We start from the raw sequence: 18,797 nt of genomic DNA, 5'->3' as shown, positions 1-18,797 counted from the left end.
TACTAAAGCTCTTAGAATTTGACCAATATTATTTACTAGCATACATGATTACGAGCAATCAAGTTATTTAATACCAAATACATGTTTACCATTATTATAGGCAATCTCTGAAAACTCAGCAACATCAATGCCTTTAAGACTTGCAATTTCCTCTGCTACAAATTGAGTTTTGCTTGGATCATTGCGACGGCCTCTAAATGGAGGTGGTGTCAAATATGGCGAATCTGTTTCAATAAGTATTCTATCTAAGGGTACTTGACGAGCAACTTCCTTAAGATTAGTAGACTTAGGAAATACAACAGGGCCAGCAAAGGAAATGTAGAATCCTAATTTAATAGCTTCTTTTGCCATTTCCCAACTGCCAGAATAGCAGTGAAAAATCCCCCAGTTATCCTTACCTTCATTGCGTAAGATATTCATAATATCGCCATGTGCATCGCGATCATGAATGATGATCGGTAAATCTACTTCACGAGCGAGTTCTAATTGACGAATGAATACGCGTTTCTGTGTTTCACGGTCAGAAAAATCATAATAATAATCTAATCCGATTTCACCGATAGCGCGGACCTTATCGTTGTTAAGTGCTTGATCCTTATAGAACTCGTAGTCTTCTTCTGTAAAATCTTTTGACTCATGAGGATGTGTGCCTACAGCAGCATATAAACGATCATACTGTTTTGCTAAAGCTAGTCCTGATTCAACAGTATCTCTATCTACCCCTGGAATCATAATGTATTCTACGCCAGCATCAAAGCAGGCTTGTAACATCTCATCCCGGTCATTATCAAAACGACCGTCATTCACATGAGCATGTGTATCAAAGAGTTTCATTATTTAACCACACTTCCTGCTGGTAATGATTCAATATTTGTTACTTCTAAATGTTCTTCCCAATCAGATGCAGACAAAATCATGCCATAAGACTCGATGCCCATCATCTTCTTAGGAGCCAAGTTAGACAAGTAAATTACCTTTTTACCAACCATAGCTTCTGGTTCGTAATATTGAGAGATACCACTTAATACTGTGCGCTCTTCAATGCCGATATCCAAGACAAACTTCAATAATTTCTTGGACTTAGGAACCTTTTCACAGCTTACAACTTTTGCTACTCGAAGATCGAGTTTTTCGAAGTCATCGTACGTAATATTTTCTTTCAATGGTGGAATATTAGATGTATCTACAGAGTTTTCAACTTCCTCTTTAGCAACTACTTCTACCATTTCCGGAATTTCAAAACGAGGATAAATAGGATCGCCTTTTACAACGTTAGTACCTGTAGAAATTAAGCCCCAAACTTTTGCATCCTCAATAGTAGCACTACCAAAACCTGTAAGACCTAATTGATCCCAAATTTTTGGAGCCCCTACAGGAATAACAGGGCTTACTAAAATAGCAATGATACGCAATGCCTCTGCCAAGTGATACATAGCAGATTGCAAGCGCGCTTTATCATGATCGTCTTCAGATTTAGCTAATACCCAAGGCATTGTTTCATCAATGTATTTATTCATGCGACCAATAAATGCCCATACGGACTTAATAGCTTTATTAAGCTCCATATTTTCCATAGCTGCTTCAAAATCTTTTGTCGTTTGAACAGCCAATGTGGAAACATCACGATCCAAATCATCCATATCATCGCATTTTGTAATCACACCACCATGGTATTTTTCAATCATAGCAATAGTGCGGTTCAATAAGTTACCTAAGTCGTTAGATAAGTCAGCATTGATCTTTGTAACGAAATTAGGCAATGTGAAGTTACCATCATTGCCAAGCGTGATTTCACTTAATAAGTAATAACGCAAAGAATCTGCACCATAGGTATCGATCAATGGAATTGGATCAATAACATTCCCCAAAGATTTACTCATCTTTGTACCGTCAACGATCATCCAGCCGTGACCAAATACCTTTTTAGGCAATGGCAACTCAAGGCTCATGAGCATCATAGGCCAAATAATTGTATGGAAACGTACGATTTCCTTACCTACTAAATGGAGATCTGCTGGCCAGTATTTTTTGTATAATTCGCCATCCCCATCAAATGGAGAGAGTGCACTAATATAGTTCACTAATGCATCGAACCAAACATATACAACATGTTTAGGATCGAATGGTACCTTGATCCCCCAGTCAAAGGATGTACGAGAAACAGCCAAGTCTTCAAGACCTTGTTTTACAAATTGAATCATCTCGTTACGACGAGATTCAGGTTGAATAAAATCAGGGTTTTCTTCGATAAATTTCAACCATTGATCTGTATATTTAGCGAGTTTAAAGAAGTAGCTTTCCTCTTTAACCTTCTCTACAGGTCGGCCACAATCTGGACATGTATGATTTTCACCAAGTTTTTGCTCAGTCCAGAATGTTTCGCACGGTGTACAGTACCAACCTTCATATTCAGCCTTGTAAATATCGCCTTTTTCATAAGCTTTTGTAAAGAGTTCTTGCACTACCTTTTCATGACGTTTTTCAGTAGTACGAAGGAAGTCATCGTTAGAGATATGCATCTTTTCCCATAATGCCTTAAAGCCATTTACGATATTCGTAGTGTATTCAAGAGGTGTAATACCTTGCGCTTCTGCAGCACGTTGAATTTTTTGACCATGTTCATCAGAACCAGTCAAGAAACGTACATCATAACCAGCCAAACGCTTGAATCGAGCGATTGTATCAGCTACAGATGTACAATACGTATGACCAATGTGCAACTTAGCACTTGGATAATAAATTGGTGTCGTAATATAATACGTTTTTTTTGTGTCTCCCATGATGAGCCTCCTTCTAACCTTCGAATGGGAAGGTTTAACGTTCTACAATATTATATACATCCCGGCGGGAAACGTTAAAACGCTTTGCCACCTGGCGAATTGCTTCTTTTTTAGGTATCCCTGTTTCTACAAGGGCTTGTACAGCATCTACATACGATACTGGTTCATCCGAAACAGCACTAGCATCAGACTCTACTGTATCAGCACCACCTACAATGAGGACGAATTCCCCTTTATACGTGAGCTGTTCCAAATCATTTACAAGGCTCTCTAAATCGGTGCGTACAAAGGTTTCAAACTTCTTTGTCAATTCCCTTGCCACCGTGATAGATCGATTGCCAAAGGCTTCATACATATCTTGTAAGACCTCTTGCAAACGATGAGGTGCTTCATAAAACATCAAGGTTCCCGTTACTTGTGAAAGTCGCTGTAGTTCTTCAACCCGATGTTTGCCCCGTTTGGGTAAGAATCCGGCAAAGGCAAAGGATTTAGTATCTAAGCCTGATGCAATAAGCGCTGTTAATGCCGCATTAGCACCTGGCAGTGGTACCACCGTTATACCTGCTTCAATCGCTTTTATTACTAGGTCAGCCCCTGGATCAGATATAGCCGGCATGCCTGCATCACTAACGCAAGCAATGGACTGTCCTTCTAACAAAAGCTCTATAATATAAGCACCTTTTTCGTCCTTATTATGTTCATGATAAGAAATCAAAGGCTTCTTAATGTCAAAATGTTTTAATAATATGCCTGTATGGCGCGTATCTTCGGCAGCGATAGCATCTACTTCACCTAAGATACGAACTGCCCGATAGGTCATATCTTCTAAATTACCTATCGGTGTAGGCACTAAATATAAGATGCCCCATTCGTTATCGTTCATACCAAGAGGACACCTCCTTTGTGTACACATTAGGCTTTTCATAAACGATTAGTGGTGGCTCTAACACAAGACCAGCCTGACCTTGATAGAGAGCCTCTATTAGTACAAGTTTCGCAGGTTTATCTATCATACCGTGAATAAAGCGAATTCGCTTAGCTTGAAAGTTAGCTATTTCCAGTTCATGCATCACATATTGTAAGCGACTAGCACTATAAATCATCCATAAACGACCTTTACACTTAATAAAGGACTGTACAGCTTTCAAAACTTCTTGTAACGATGTATGTTTATCATGAAGAGCTACCGCTCTTTCATCAGAAGTGGGCTTTGCACCGCTTTCATAATCATAAAAAGGAGGATTTACAATAACACCATCAAAAGGCTTGTAATGTACATCCCGATACGACATATGACGATAATCACCACACAACATCGTTACCACATCTTGTTTATGATTGTATTCAACACTACGTTGAGCCAACTCAATGATAGTCTTATTAATATCAATGCCCGTTATATGGCCCGCTCCTAATGACGTACCAATGAGTGGCATGACACCCGTTCCCGTCCCCAGGTCAACATAGGTATGACGACCGTTAAAACGGCAAAAGTGAATGAGCGCAATAGCGTCAAAGGAAAAGCGAAACATATCAGTACGCTGATAAAGCTGTAAGCCATCTATAATTAAATCATCAAGTCTTTCTTGATCATTCATCAGGCAATGCCACCTCGGACCATTTCAAATCAATGGTGCGACCTGCTTCAAGCTGTACCTTTACAGTATGCTTGTGATGATTTACCTTCAAGACCTTACCGATGCCTTCATCGGTGACGACCTCCTTACCAATACCTGGAGGCGCCACATCTTGAGGGGCTTGAGGGCGTTCCTTCTTCACATATAGGTCGCCACCTTTTTTATATAAGTCATCTTCGTAGTTAAGACAGCACATTAAACGACCGCATACACCTGAGATTTTTGTAGGATTCAGACTCAAATTTTGGTCCTTAGCCATACGAATCGATACAGGTGTGAAGTCACCTAAGAAGTTAGAGCAACATAAAGGTCGACCACAAGCGCCGATACCATTTAAAACCTTAGCCTCATCGCGAACGCCTACTTGACGCAACTCGATGCGCGTTCTAAATACCGTTGCTAAATCTTTAACAAGCTCACGGAAGTCAATACGACCATCAGCGGTAAAGAAAAATATAATCTTATTCATATCAAATGTGTATTCCACATTGATAAGTTTCATAGGTAACTTACGTTTTTCGATTTTTTCGAGACAAATATCAAAGGCTTTTTCTTCGCGCTCTTTATTCTTCTCAATTTGTTTTAAGTCCTTTGGTGTCGCCTTTCTAATAACTGGCTTAACAGGGGCTACAACAGTATCTTCAAAGACCTCTTTTGGTCCGATCACAACTGTACCGTATTCAACGCCACGTGCCGTTTCAACGATAACCCCATCACCAACGGATAGTTCTAATTGTTCAGGCAGAAAATAATAAATCTTCCCAGCCTTTTTAAAGCGTACGCCAACTATGGTTAGCATTTAATCCTCCTCCCGAGCATCATGAAGGGCGATACTAAGACCGTCCACCACGAGAGCGGTTTTTATATGTAAACGCAAAGCCCGTTCCGCTTGCAATGTTTCAGTAATGACCTGAGACAATGCTTGCATAGACCAGCGCGGTAATAATCGTAATAATTGAGTTTTGTACATAGGTACTTGTAATTGTCCGTCTTGAGCCCCCATTTTAAGAGCCATCATATCTCTACTTACAAGACGTAACCAATGCATCAATTCTGTTAGACTTTCACGAGGTAAGCTTTCACAAGCTAGAGAAATCATGGAAAACCATCTTGTTTCAAAAGCGAGCATGTCCATTACCTTAACAGCTAACTCTAGCATTTCAATGCGACCTTGAGTAGCCAATTTTTCCACTAACTGTGGATTGCCATGACCTGCCAATAAAGCCTGCTCAATATCACCTGTGATGCCACGTGCCACAAGTGCCGTGCGAATCGTATCTACATCAACACTGTTAAAACCAACGCCCATACATCTTGAAACGATGGTCGGCAATACGGTGTTAATTTTATTCGTAATAATGATGAAATACACCTGTTCTGGCGGTTCTTCAATGGTTTTTAACATAGCATTTGCCATGACTGCGTTAGCCGTATGAAAATCCTCTACAATAACTACGCGGTTACCATTACCTGCTACTGACAGATGATCTTGCAATAAGGAATACCACTGTTCCACCTTTAAGGTCGTCTTCATAGGACGAATCCAAAAGGCATCCCCCTTATCCATATAGATAGGCAAACCTTCTGCTTCAATACGTTTTTCAGTCTCACCATTAGCAAGACGTGCTTCTTTAACGTCAGCTAAATACGATTCTCCCTTGGGTTGAGAGAATACTTGACGTCCTAATAATAAGGATGCCAAACCGATTGCCATATCTAGCTTGCCAAGACCTGCTTCACCATAAAACAAAAGGCTATGTGGCAATGCATTGCGACTTACAAGTTCCGATAGGTGTGCCTTGATCGAATCTTGACCAATTATAGAATCAAAATATGTCATAGCCCCTCCTATCAATACATGCTCAATATTAATATTATATAAGAAAAAGGCGACTTTTAAAAGAGTCGCCCTATCCTAAGGTAGTAGATTTACTACTGCTTGATATACATCGTTATGAATTTCTTCAATGGTGCGCAATGCATATTGACTGGAATCATCTTTTGTAGCACAAGGAATTCGGTGCCATTGATAGCGTTCTACTAGCTCTTCATAGGCATCGTGAACAGCTACTAAATATTGATGATTTCCTTCATGAATATCCCCTGTATTACCGCCCGTTTTACCAGTGCGCTCCGCCATAAGGGCTTCACTCACTTCGAGAGGCATATCTAAGAGACATACTGCATCAGGTGTGGGCAAAGCAAATTTGTTAAATTCAAAGTCTTCAAGCCAATCTAAAAATGCAGTACGTTCCTTTGGATCATTGTATTTAACCATTTGGTGTACCATATTAGACGTCGTATAGCGATCTGCAATAATGATGCCTCCATTTTTATAGAACTCTTCCCAATCAGTTCTAAAGGATGCAAAGCGATCTATGGCATACATGGAGCTTGCCACATAAGGATTTACATCATGTACATCTTTGCCAAACTCACCAGCTAAATACATTTTGATAGGCATAGCAGCACCGCTATCATAGTTTGGAAAGCTCACAGATTTAACGGCATGCCCCTCTTTAGTCAAGCGTTCTACTAAAAGTTTAGTTTGTGTAGCCTTACCGCTACCATCTCCGCCTTCTAAGATAATTAAAGTCCCCATAATTACTCCTGTAACACCCAGATTGTTTCCAATGACATATCATCGGCTCCATTCGGCACATACCCTAGAGCCTTCCGATTCTCTATATATTGTAACACAGAGGAGCTAATCTCTTCACCTACCGCTACACAAGGAATCCCTGGAGGATAATAAGCAATAGTCTCTCCTGCAATACGATGCAGTGCATCTCGTAAAGGCACTTGCTCACGATTAGCATACATAGCATTGCGAGGAGTTACACGCACAATAGGCTTAGGTAGCAATGAAGAATCTTTACTAAGATTTTCTGCATGCTCCACCACGTTACTATTATCTACTTTAGATGTATGTAATATCGTATCACTTATAGCTTGTACTGCTTGAATGAGAGACGTTACAGACTCTTTTGTATCGCCAATAGTAATGAGTACTAACACATGGTGCGCTTGCACTAACTCTACCTCAATACGATATTCTCGCAACATCCGTTCAAACTCAACACCTGTCAGTCCAAGTACTTTAGCATCAATTAGTACCTTTGTACAATCATAGTTTACTACTCGCTCTTGAATGTCTATATATTCCATAGTAGTAATACCTGAAATCTTATTGAGCTCATGACGCAAATATAGGCTCAATTCTACGGTTCGACTTATTAGCGCCTTACCTTCGGTGGCTAATTGATGACGCGCCATATCTAAAGAGGCAAGGAATATGTAATTGGGACTCGTACTTTGTAGCATTTGATGCATTTGTGTAATACGACGTTTATTAATTCTTTCGCCTTGGCCTAATAACCAAGAGGTTTGCGTCAAAGAACCTACCGATTTATGCGTACTTTGTGCCACTAAGTCTGCACCTGCCGCAATGGCTTCAACAGGTAAATTTTCTGAAAATGGTAAATGAGGTCCATGTGCTTCATCAACAAGAACAATCATCCCTCGTTTATGCGCTTCTTTTACAATCTTTACAATATCTACACCTACACCATAATAGTTTGGATACACTAAGAGAATCGCCTTAGCCTCTGGATGAGCATCCATGGTTCTAACGGCATCTTCTAAAGATACACCTAAAGGTATGCCCCATCGCTCATCAAATTGGCAATCCATATAAACAGGTTTCGCACCAGATAACACTAATCCACTAATAACGGAACGATGTGCTTCTCGAGGAATAATGATTGCTTCATCGGGACCTACAGTTCCCATAATCATAGCTTCGATTAAGGCCGTAGTGCCATTGATGGAAAACCAACAGTGATCAGCACCATATAACTCAGCTGTTAAGTCTTGAGCCTCTTTTAATTCCCCTTCAGGTTCATGTAAATCATCTAGAGCATACATAACCCCTAAATCATATGGCAGTGCCGGTCCCATCCAGTCTTTTAGTAACTGAGGCGCTTCAACACCAATCTTATGACCAGGTGTATGAAAGGGCACAAAATGTTGTTCCTTATATGATTCTAAAGCCTCTACAAAGGGCATTTTTTCTTGATTACTCATCTATACCTCGTAAAAAGGGCATGAATCTCTATGAGACTCATGCCCTTATGCATGTTATTTATCGCTGTGGACGACGCTTAGGATTGAACTGATTCATCCCTTTGTCTATGCCCACCTCTAAAGTACCTAATACAGCCTTTACTGTATCTTTGATACCTTTTTGTACCTTCTCTTGTGATTCTTCACTAAATGGTGCTAACACGTGGTCAATGACAGTCCATTGTGGTAATGGACGACCAATACCGACGCGAAAACGCGGGAAGTTTTCGGTGCCTATATGAGAAATTAAGGATTTAATCCCATTATGCCCACCAGAACTACCATTTGGTCGAATACGTAATTTGCCTACCGGTAAATCCATATCATCATAAATACAATACACATCAGATGGATCGATCTTGTAGTATCGCATTAGTGGACCTACAGATTCGCCACTGGCATTCATGAATGTTTGAGGCTTTACAAGCAATACCTTTTCACCAGCTACATTAATACTGCACACCTCTGCCTTTTGTTCCTCTCTCCAAGGAGTATGAGAAATGCTATCCGCAATGGCATCGATGACCATAAATCCAATATTATGTTTTGTCGCTTCATATTGCTTGCCTGGGTTACCAAGGCCTACTACTAACTTCAAGAATCACCTATTATTTATCAAATAAATTACTTACTGAAACTTCATGAAAGATACGCATAATTGCTTCGCCCAATAATGGAGCTACAGATAATTGCGTTACATTGTCTAATTTGCAATTTTCTGGTAATGGCATTGTGTTTGTTACGATAAGCTCTTTAATGTTGGAGTTTGCAATGCGTTCACTTGCTGGATCTGTTAATACAGCATGGGTAACAGCAGCCATAACAGATTTAGCACCAAATTCTTCTAATGCTTTAGCACCTTCTACAAGAGAACCTGCTGTATCTACAATATCATCAACGATGATACAGTTTTTGCCTTTTACATCACCGATGAGGTTCATAACTTTAGCTACGCCTGGTTCAGGGCGTTTTTTCTCAATGATTGCAATTGGCGCACCAATGCGGTCAGCCAAATCACGAGCTCTTGTAACACCGCCAAGATCTGGAGATACTACAATAACATCTTCAAGATTTTTTTCATTAATATATTTAGCTAAAATGGATGCACCATATAAATGATCTACAGGCACATCGAAGAAGCCTTGAATTTGACCTGCATGCAAGTCAATTGTTACAAGACGTGTAATACCAGAAGTTTGCATCAAGTTTGCTACTAATTTTGCAGTAATTGGTTCACGACCACGAGTTTTGCGGTCTTGGCGAGCATAACCGTAGTAAGGAACTACAGCTGTAATATGACGAGCAGAAGCACGTTTTAACGCATCAGCCATAACCATTAATTCCATTAAATTATCGTTTACAGGATAGCTTGTTGGTTGAATGATAAATACATCTTTGCCACGTACGCTTTCATCAATCATAATTTGTACTTCGCCATTGTTAAAGCGACCTACAAATGCTTCACCTAAAGGCAAACCTAAATAATCACAAATTTCCTTTGCCAATGCAGGATTTGCATTACCTGTGAAAATCTTGAGTTTTTTGCCGTCTTCAAATGCCATTTTGTTACCCTTTCATTTGTTCCTATACTGGTTACTTATCCATAATCATCCATTACAGATACACACTATTGCCTTTTTATTGTATACTATTTTGCCCAAATTGTGTTAAAAATTTATAATATTTTCTTATTTCTTTTTGAAAGTATCGTCTGTTACCCAATTTTCTTTCACAATTTGCTTACTGCGGCCTACCGCTAACGCCTTATCTGGTACATTTTTAGTAATGGTAGAACCTGCACCAACATAACTATAATTACCAACAGTTACAGGAGCTACTAAATTACTATTACAACCTACAAAAGCGCCATTGCCAATTGTAGTACGGTGTTTAACTTTACCATCATAGTTTACGGTAATTGTACCACAGCCAATATTAACACCAGAACCTACATCGCTGTCGCCAATGTAAGAAAGATGTGGGAACTTGGTGCCTTCCCCAACATTGGAGTTTTTAACCTCTACGAAGTTACCTACATGAACCTTATTGCCCAGCACTGTATTAGGGCGCAAGTGAACATATGGACCTACATCTACACCATCTTTTACTTCGCAGTCATGACCATACGTGAAGTGGATAATCGTATCGTTACCAACTTTCACATTTGTTAAACGAGTATGTGGACCAATTTCACAACGCTCACCAATTACAGTATCGCCTTCAAGAATTGTACCAGGATGCAAGATTGTATCCGCCCCTACTGTTACCTCTGGAGCTACGTAAGTATTTGCTGGATCGATAATTGTTACACCGGCTGTCATTAATTCAATATTTTTACGGTGTTTTAAAATAGACTCTGCTTCGGCTAATTGCAAGCGAGAGTTTACGCCTAGAGACTCTTCAAAGTCTTTAGTCATATAAGCGCTTACTGTATCGCCACCATTTACGAGAATACCTACAACATCCGTGATATACAATTCACCTTGCGCATTATCGTCAGATAGTTGATCTAAGCAAGGCCATAATTTTTTGCTATCAAAGGCGTACATACCTGTATTTACTTCTTGAACGGCTAATTCCTCTGGTTTACCATCTTTTTGTTCTACAATGCGAACTACAGAACCTGCTTCATTACGAATAATGCGACCATAACCAGTTGGATCAGGCATATGTGCTGTTAAAATTGTAGCAGCTGCACCAGAGTTTTTATGCTCCTCTAAAAGAGCCTCTAAGCTTTCTTTTGTAATGAGTGGAGTATCACCACACAACAATAAGATTGTACCATCATAATCACCAAGCACTGGTTGAGCCATTTTTACGGCATGCCCTGTACCATTTTGCTCTTCTTGGCGAACGAATTCAGCGCGATCACCTAAATAATTTTGTACTGCATCACCACCAAAACCTACGATGACCACATCGCGATTTGTACCGATTGACTGAACTGTTTCAAGAACGCGCTCTACCATTGCTTTGCCGCCAACCTTGTGCAATATCTTTGGCAATTTAGACTTCATACGCGTACCTTTACCAGCAGCTAAAATAAGGCTTGCAATATTCATAGTAATCTCCTATCTATTATCTATCATCTCTTATATGTTTGACATTTTAATATTAATTACATTTTTAACCCATTGGCTAATATTTAATATAAAACTATTATACCAACCTATTATGTACTTAATATTAATCTTTACTCTTCATCAAATACTGGTTCAATACTTATTTTCTTTGTATTTTCATCGATACCATAGAAGGTAAATAGTGATTCATAATCATCAATTAATTTTGGGTTTGGTTCTGCCGTTGATACAAGAACACCCGTACCAACTACAATACCACTCATTTCAAGAACAAGTTCTTTAAGACCTTTTGCTGTACCTCCAGCTTTCATAAAGTCATCGATAATTAAGACCCTAGCATTCGGTGGAATAGCACGTTTAGTAAGCGTCATAGTTTGAATACGACCAGAGGAGCCAGTTACATAGTTAATACTAATAGCAGACCCTTCTGTTACTTTACTATCACGACGAGCAATAACGAGAGGTTTATTAAACGCTCTAGCCACCATGACAGCTAAAGGAATCCCCTTCGTTTCAACCGTCAAAATATAATCTGGATTGCGGTCCATAAAGCGAGTCATTATAATTTCCCCAAGACGTGTCATTACATGCCAATCATACAAGATATCAGACATATAAATAAACCCACCAGGGATAATGCGATCTGGTTCCATTAAACGAGCCTGTACATCTCGTAGAATATCATTTGCTTGAGTACCTTTCCGATGAGGAATAAAACGTACCCCGCCTGCCACACCAGCTACTGTTTCTAATGTGCCCAGTTGAAAGTGTTCCATAGACTGTCTAACACAGGTTAAATCTTCACTAACTGTAGATTTAGCCATGCCAAAGAAGTCACAAAAATAATTTAAAGGAATCAATTTTTGCGGTGAATCAACTAACAATTTTGTCATTGCCACCATTCGTTCCACACGCCGTACTTTATCCATAGAATTTCCTTTACCATTCATCATATAACTATTGATTATACTCATTCAATAAAAATCATGAGTCATCTCAAATATATCTATTATTTATTATACCATAATTTCCGAATATTCGAGGTTATAAAAACACTATAATTCGGCAAAACAAAAAACTCTCTAGACCTCCTATAATACTGTAAAATTAGACCTTATAGTCTATTACAATAATATATGAACTAGAGAGCTTTTATTATAAAACGTAAACCTTCACAGTTTGACGACCAAACTGCAATGCTTCAGAACGTGAATCGTAGGCTAAATCAATTCTATGACCTTTAATAGCACCACCAACATCGTCAGCTACAGCATAACCATATCCTTCAATGTATAATCTCGTACCTAATGGAATTAATTTTGGATCTACAGATACAATTCCCTTCTTCAAGCGACTACCTGTAGCCGTATAATTTCCATTTCCAGGATCTTGAGCAGAATATGCACTAGCCTGCATAGTTAACACTCGAGAGTATTTATTCGGCACACCATCATGACTTAATGCTGTGCCATGACCACCATATCGAGTCTCCATCTTTTCTAAAGCATTCATTGTTGCAGGACCAACACGCCCATCGACAGCGAGTCCCTTTGACTTTTGAAATTTTCGTACGGCCTGTTCTGTGTTATGACCATAAATGCCATCTACAGAATCATGCAAAAAACCTTGATGCTTTAACATTGTTTGCACCTTACTTACATGGTGCCCCCGTTGTCCCTTATCAATCGTTTTCGCCAATGATACAGATGATACCATTGTAGTCATACAAACAAGCGTACATGCAATAATTATTTTTTTTACCATATACACCCCACCTTACGACAAATAGTATACTATATAGTTTTAAATAATCTATAAACCATATTGAGATAGTAATACAAAAAATGCATGTATAACGCACTTTATTAACTACATTTCAACTATAATACTACATATATATCATAGAAATCTAAGATACCAATGAAACAAAATCTCCATTATGGACTACTTTATCTAAGTAAAATGTAATTTAACATTAGATGTATGGGAGTCAATAATGGAGACTTTACTAATACTATTTAATTTTAGCAGTTATGATACAAACCAATATGGCACTCTTTACGATTAGCACCAACTATACGTAAGTATGTATAACCTATAATTGCAGAAATAATAGAGCCGATTAATACCCCACCTTTAGCCATCTCTTGAGCATGACCTGGATCAAAAGCTAGAACGGAAACAAATATACTCATAGTAAAACCAATACCACATACAATGGATGTACCATAAATAAATTTCCAGTTAGCTTCTGCTGGCATAGGTACAATACCTAGCTTAATCATGCCAAACATAGCACCAAAGATACCGATTTGTTTCCCTAAAATAAGACCTAGGGCAACGCCTAAAACAACTGGATGTGTTAAATCTGCTACACCAAATCCACCAAGACTTACACCGGCATTAAAGAAAGCAAAAATAGGAACAATAACAAAGCTTACCCAGTTAGATAAATAATGTTCCCAATGTTGCATTGGTCTAACATATTTACGACCAATCTTGCCCCGTTCAGGAATTGTCATCGCCAAGATTACACCTGCCATTGTAGCATGTAAACCAGAACGAAGAATACAGTACCATAAAATGATACCAAGAATGATATAAGACAAAGATCTAACGTAACCAGACCGATTACAATAAATCAATAACCCCGTTACAACTACAGCACCGAATAAATAGAACAGGTTGAGATTTGCTGCGTAGAATATAGCAATAACAATGATGGCAATTAAGTCATCAATAACAGCTAAGGCGGTCAAAAATACTTTCATCGAGTTAGGAACTCTTGAGCCTAATGCAGTTATTACACCTATAGCAAAGGCAATATCTGTGGCAGTAGGAATAGCCCATCCATGAACGTAAACTTCACTAAATCCAGCAAAAAGATAGTAAATAATAGCAGGTACTAATACACCAAATAATGCAGCAATACCTGGCATGATACGCTTAGCATTCGTATTAAGTTCACCACTTACCAATTCACGTTTTACTTCTAATCCAACAAAGAGGAAAAAAATCGCCATTAATGCATCATTAACCCACTCCATCGTTGTTAATGGACCTAGTTTCAAATTAACCAGAGACATATATTGTGTTACCAATGGAGAATTCGCTACGATTAATGCAATAAGTGTAGCTCCTAGTAAAACGGCAGTAGCCGAACCAGGAGAACGTAAAAGTACAAATATCCGTTCCATATGATTCCTTCCTAATATAATAAGTTCATTATTTGTTCTTAATAGATCTTATTTTGTAAGCTACAATTAAAACTATAGCACCTATTAAACCAGAAATAATAGATCCTATAAAGATACCAATTTTAGACATTTCTTGAGTTACACCAGGTGGAAATGCCAATGTAGCTACAAATAAGCTCATAGTAAAACCAATACCACAAATAATGGCTGTACCATAAACCTCTGGCCATGTTGTATTAGTAGGCATCTTAATAATCTTAGATTTAACTAAAACGAAAACAGCAGAGAAAATACCAAACTGTTTACCTAAAATAAGGCCTAATGAAACGCCTAGTACAACAGGATGGAATAGGTGATCTGCTGAAACATCAGTAAAGGATACACCAGCATTTAAGAAACTAAATAAAGGAATAATCAAGAAATTGACCCAATTCTTCAGTTTATCAGCCCATTTATGCATAGGATATACTGTTTCACCATCAAGTTTACCTGTTGCAGGAATAGTCATAGCTAACACAACACCTGCAATGGTTGCATGAACACCAGACTTTAATACAAAGTACCAGAGAGCTGCACCTAATACACCGTATAATACAGGTCTAACATATCCCTGTTTATTAGTATACCACAGTGCACCGGTAACGATAGCAGCACCAATCAAGTATGGGAAATCAACACCAGCACCATAAAAGATAGCTATAACAATAATAGCGATTAAATCATCTATAACCGCCAATGCAGAAAGAAATGCCTTCATAGCTTGTGATACACGCTTACCGAGCATCATAATTACACCTATGGCAAATGCAATATCAGTAGCTGTTGGAATTCCCCAACCATGAGTATACTCAGGCACAGATCCAGCAATTAAGAAATATACTAAAGCTGGTGTCACAACGCCTGCAAGAGCAGCTAATACTGGTAGTAGTCGTTTTGAATTTGTATTCAGCTCACCAGAAATCATTTCTGATTTAATAGCTAGCCCTACATATAGGAAGAAAAGAGCCATTAATCCATCATTTACCCACTCCAATATATCCATAGGGCCCCAATACACATGCATTAAGGAGAAATACTGTTCTGCTAGCGGAGAATTTGCTGTAATAACACCAAGAATAGCGGCTAATAAGAGCATAATACCGCCAGATGATTCAGACTGAATAAATGCTTTTATATAATTCATAGTAACTACCACTTTCTCAATCATAAAATAAATACAAATTTTACTACATAAAATTATAACTAATATATATTATTTTATCATTTTAGTTCGAAATAAATCAATAAACTTATGATGAACCTCATTGATTAAGTGTATAAAATATACAATGAATTAATGATTAAATCCTCTAATTAAAGAAATAAAAAATACTACTAGAGGAATAGTTAAACAAATACCTGCTATAGTATTTGTAACTGGATTAGACCAAAGTGGCATAATAAATCCAAGTAATACTAAGGTACCACAACAGATTGGTGTACGCCAAACATGTTTTATCTCAGCCGATACTTTAGATTCTATAGCACTAGCTCTGCCAAATTTCCTTTTAATAGTCATAATAATACCAGTCACAATGCCTACAATAAGAACAATATCCCAGATGGCCCATAATATTTTAAGAGCCATCGTATTATGATTATGAATATGGAGATTAATCATTGTAGTCATGCCTGTAAAATACCAGGGGATATTTTTTGTAGAATACATATCCTTAGTAGAATCAGTATATAAATTAGCATAGACTGGTTGGCCCAAGAACATAGCTGGATCATCATCATTAACAGCACCTAAATAAAATGCATAATGATGATTATTAAATTTAGATGGATAATCTATAGATATAAGTTGACGATCTGGGTATGCTTTCATAATTCGAGAGATAGCTTCAGATGGTTGTAAAATGTCAGATTGACCAACTGAAAGTTCTTGCTTTGCAGTGTGTAGTACATCTGCATTATAGCTGTCATTAGCAATAAAAAATCCACCTATCCATACACCTGTAATGCATAATATAAATCCCCATACAGTGGCAACCATAGCAAATTCTCGGTGTAATATACTTAATTTCATATAATTAGACAATACAGTAGATTTGGCAAAGCTTTTACGAAATGGACCATATAAAAAAACACCAGAAATAATAGATAACCCACATACTAAAGATAAAATCGTTACAATATAAATTCCTGTTTTGCCAAGATCTAATCGAGTATGTAATTGGTGAAGCGTATGTAACACACTTCGAACCCAAGGATGCTCAGGCGTTTCATGATGCGTAGTTATGAGAGACTTTGTTTTAGGGTTATATAATACATAATCCCCTCCCATCCCCATACGCGCTGGAGGCGCTACAGTTGCGGAAGAATCAATAATACGATACCGTAAAATATGTGTAGCCCCCATAGCTGGAGAAATATTTAAAATATCCTTAGACGGATATTTTTCTTTCACTAATAGGGCACCTTCATCAGCATAATTAAAAATAGACATTTCTTGTTGGCTCATCGCCATTGATAACGAGGAATGATGTGACCCTCCTTGAGCCCATGCATTTAATTCAGTTCTGAACATAAGGACAAGACCTGTAATACAGAACATTAAGAAAAATAGCACAGAAACTATAGATAACCATTTATGAATTTTATAAATTTTTGACATACATATGCCTCCTTTCTCATTATTTTATACATCAATTCTTATATCAACACAATACAGCAACCACTATGGGTATAGAGTATATAAAGAAGCTCCACTTGAATGTAAATATTATTGTATGATACAATATGTACATCATGCGGGCGTAGTTCATCGGTAGAATGCGAGCTTCCCAAGCTTGAGAGGAGGGTTCGATTCCCTTCGCCCGCTCCATATATAAAATTCCGTGATGTGATATACATCACGGTTATTTTTTTGTATAATGATATAATAAATATAAATTTATATTGTATATTTTTTTACAAGGAGTACTCCATGAAATTAAGCGCAAGAAACCAATTAAAAGGTACAATCGTTGAAATTCAAGAAGGTGCTGTAAACGCAATTGTAAAGATTAATGTAGGTAACGATAACATTCTTACAGCTGATATTACAGTTCAATCCGTTAAGGAATTAGGCTTAACAGTTGGCAAAGAAGTTGTGGCTGTTATCAAATCCACTAGCGTAATGGTTGGTGTAGAATAATAAGAAAGAGTCGCTTCGGCGGCTCTTTTTTTTGTTATAAATTGATTTCGTGTTAAATTCATATGAATAAAAATGAGCCCTATAAACTATTTAAAGTAGCTTATAGGGCTTTTATATTTTATATAGTTACTACAATAGAAGTTATATTTACCGCTCTAATTACAAGTACTTAGAGTTACTCAACTGGTTTACGGTACGATACCGTAGGTGCTACGCACCGCGGTATCGTTTAGATGAAGTTAAAATTCTACCACTAGCCGCAGCTTCCTATCACACTCGCCCATGACGGTATTTAAAATAATTCTTTAATGTACGGTGCTAATTGTAGGGCTTCGTCGAACCTGATGCAATGGACGTACGCGTCGCTACGCTCCTTTACGCCCTATTGCCCTAGGTTTCCCACGCCGCCCCTTAGATTACTATCCATAGAGAATACTTGTACAACCTTGGCTGGAGACGGCTCTAGCAGGATTAGCTTAATCAGTGAGTTCTCATGTACGGTTCTTCCCTCCAGGATACTGGGTGTTCGTCGCTGTGGATGGACTTATGTAGCTTCGCTACATGTCCATCTTACGCTCCGAACTAAGCGATGCAGTGAATCTGTCGTCATTTCATTCCTCCATCTTCTACTGCCCTGCTCACCAGGTACCCTGAGAGGATAGGAAGCCATACAACAAAAAAGACACACCCTCAGGTGTGCCTTTAGCTTAATCAGCGGCTTCCTATCCTCCCAGGCCGTCTCCAGCCAAGTACTTTCGGCGTTTATGAGCTTAACTACTGTGTTCGAGATGGGA

At 38.3% G+C, this 18,797-nt stretch carries 17 protein-coding genes, 1 tRNA gene and 1 rRNA gene; 2 read left to right on the top strand and 17 right to left on the bottom strand.

What is annotated here, in order from left to right; translation table 11 throughout:
• Positions 1-63: 63 nt before the first annotated feature.
• The 16 genes from VCHSUH04_RS03540 to VCHSUH04_RS03465 form a co-directional block, all read right to left on the bottom strand.
• Positions 64-834: a TatD family hydrolase gene (locus VCHSUH04_RS03540; RefSeq protein ID WP_105085376.1), complete on the bottom strand. Its 771-nt coding sequence runs from the start codon at positions 832-834 to the stop codon at positions 64-66.
• Complete coding sequence (gene metG, locus VCHSUH04_RS03535) at positions 834-2,780, bottom strand: methionine--tRNA ligase (RefSeq protein WP_105085375.1); 1,947 nt, start codon at positions 2,778-2,780, stop codon at positions 834-836. The genes VCHSUH04_RS03540 and metG overlap by 1 nt, the downstream gene beginning before the upstream one ends.
• A 34-nt stretch (positions 2,781-2,814) precedes the next feature.
• Positions 2,815-3,663, bottom strand: a complete 849-nt coding sequence (gene rsmI, locus VCHSUH04_RS03530; protein WP_105085374.1) for a 16S rRNA (cytidine(1402)-2'-O)-methyltransferase — start codon at positions 3,661-3,663, stop codon at positions 2,815-2,817.
• Positions 3,653-4,378, bottom strand: coding sequence for a tRNA1(Val) (adenine(37)-N6)-methyltransferase (locus tag VCHSUH04_RS03525; protein ID WP_105085373.1), 726 nt, complete (start codon positions 4,376-4,378; stop codon positions 3,653-3,655). The genes rsmI and VCHSUH04_RS03525 overlap by 11 nt, the downstream gene beginning before the upstream one ends.
• Entirely contained in the window at positions 4,371-5,216 is an 846-nt protein-coding gene (locus tag VCHSUH04_RS03520) for a stage 0 sporulation family protein (RefSeq protein ID WP_024064291.1), read from the bottom strand. Before VCHSUH04_RS03520 ends, VCHSUH04_RS03525 begins: the two co-directional genes overlap by 8 nt.
• Positions 5,217-6,257, bottom strand: coding sequence for a DNA polymerase III subunit delta' (locus VCHSUH04_RS03515; protein ID WP_105085372.1), 1,041 nt, complete (start codon positions 6,255-6,257; stop codon positions 5,217-5,219).
• A gap of 75 nt (positions 6,258-6,332) precedes the next feature.
• A complete protein-coding gene (locus tag VCHSUH04_RS03510) occupies positions 6,333-7,019 on the bottom strand; it encodes a thymidylate kinase (protein WP_105085371.1) in 687 nt (228 codons plus the stop codon).
• 2 nt (positions 7,020-7,021) lie between these two features.
• Positions 7,022-8,503 (bottom strand): aminotransferase class I/II-fold pyridoxal phosphate-dependent enzyme, encoded by a 1,482-nt coding sequence (locus VCHSUH04_RS03505; RefSeq protein ID WP_105085370.1) that lies wholly within the window; start codon positions 8,501-8,503, stop codon positions 7,022-7,024.
• A 58-nt stretch (positions 8,504-8,561) separates the two neighbouring features.
• On the bottom strand, positions 8,562-9,140 hold the full coding sequence (gene pth / locus VCHSUH04_RS03500) for an aminoacyl-tRNA hydrolase (protein WP_105085369.1): 579 nt from the start codon (positions 9,138-9,140) through the stop codon (positions 8,562-8,564).
• Between the two features lie 10 nt (positions 9,141-9,150).
• A complete protein-coding gene (locus tag VCHSUH04_RS03495; protein WP_005387130.1) occupies positions 9,151-10,104 on the bottom strand; it encodes a ribose-phosphate pyrophosphokinase in 954 nt (317 codons plus the stop codon).
• 126 nt (positions 10,105-10,230) lie between these two features.
• Positions 10,231-11,604, bottom strand: a complete 1,374-nt coding sequence (gene glmU / locus VCHSUH04_RS03490) for a bifunctional UDP-N-acetylglucosamine diphosphorylase/glucosamine-1-phosphate N-acetyltransferase GlmU (protein WP_105085368.1) — start codon at positions 11,602-11,604, stop codon at positions 10,231-10,233.
• 131 nt (positions 11,605-11,735) lie between these two features.
• A complete protein-coding gene (purR, locus tag VCHSUH04_RS03485; RefSeq protein ID WP_105085367.1) occupies positions 11,736-12,554 on the bottom strand; it encodes a pur operon repressor in 819 nt (272 codons plus the stop codon).
• Between the two features lie 226 nt (positions 12,555-12,780).
• Positions 12,781-13,389, bottom strand: coding sequence for a peptidoglycan-binding protein (locus VCHSUH04_RS03480; protein WP_105085366.1), 609 nt, complete (start codon positions 13,387-13,389; stop codon positions 12,781-12,783).
• Positions 13,390-13,649: 260 nt separating this feature from the next.
• Positions 13,650-14,822, bottom strand: a complete 1,173-nt coding sequence (gene nhaA, locus VCHSUH04_RS03475; protein ID WP_105085365.1) for a Na+/H+ antiporter NhaA — start codon at positions 14,820-14,822, stop codon at positions 13,650-13,652.
• A gap of 28 nt (positions 14,823-14,850) precedes the next feature.
• Complete coding sequence (nhaA, locus tag VCHSUH04_RS03470) at positions 14,851-16,005, bottom strand: Na+/H+ antiporter NhaA (RefSeq protein ID WP_105085364.1); 1,155 nt, start codon at positions 16,003-16,005, stop codon at positions 14,851-14,853.
• A 150-nt stretch (positions 16,006-16,155) separates the two neighbouring features.
• Positions 16,156-17,481: a PepSY domain-containing protein gene (locus VCHSUH04_RS03465; protein ID WP_105085363.1), complete on the bottom strand. Its 1,326-nt coding sequence runs from the start codon at positions 17,479-17,481 to the stop codon at positions 16,156-16,158.
• Positions 17,482-17,617: 136 nt separating this feature from the next.
• Here VCHSUH04_RS03465 and VCHSUH04_RS03460 point away from each other — a divergent pair.
• A tRNA-Gly gene (locus VCHSUH04_RS03460) sits at positions 17,618-17,691 on the top strand.
• Positions 17,692-17,793: 102 nt separating this feature from the next.
• Positions 17,794-18,003 carry a molybdopterin-binding protein gene (locus tag VCHSUH04_RS03455; protein ID WP_105085362.1) on the top strand — a complete coding sequence of 70 codons (210 nt, stop codon included), beginning with the start codon at positions 17,794-17,796 and terminating at the stop codon, positions 18,001-18,003.
• A 709-nt stretch (positions 18,004-18,712) separates the two neighbouring features.
• On the opposite strand, the gene rrf is transcribed toward VCHSUH04_RS03455, so the two are convergent.
• A 5S ribosomal RNA gene (gene rrf, locus VCHSUH04_RS03450) occupies positions 18,713-18,797 on the bottom strand; the annotation flags it as partial.

The organism is Veillonella sp. T14073-2 (assembly GCF_002959875.1).
In the GTDB taxonomy this organism is placed as follows: domain Bacteria; phylum Bacillota; class Negativicutes; order Veillonellales; family Veillonellaceae; genus Veillonella; species Veillonella infantium.
Note: the sequence above shows the minus strand (reverse complement) of the source record. Positions and strands in the feature narration are given on the sequence as shown.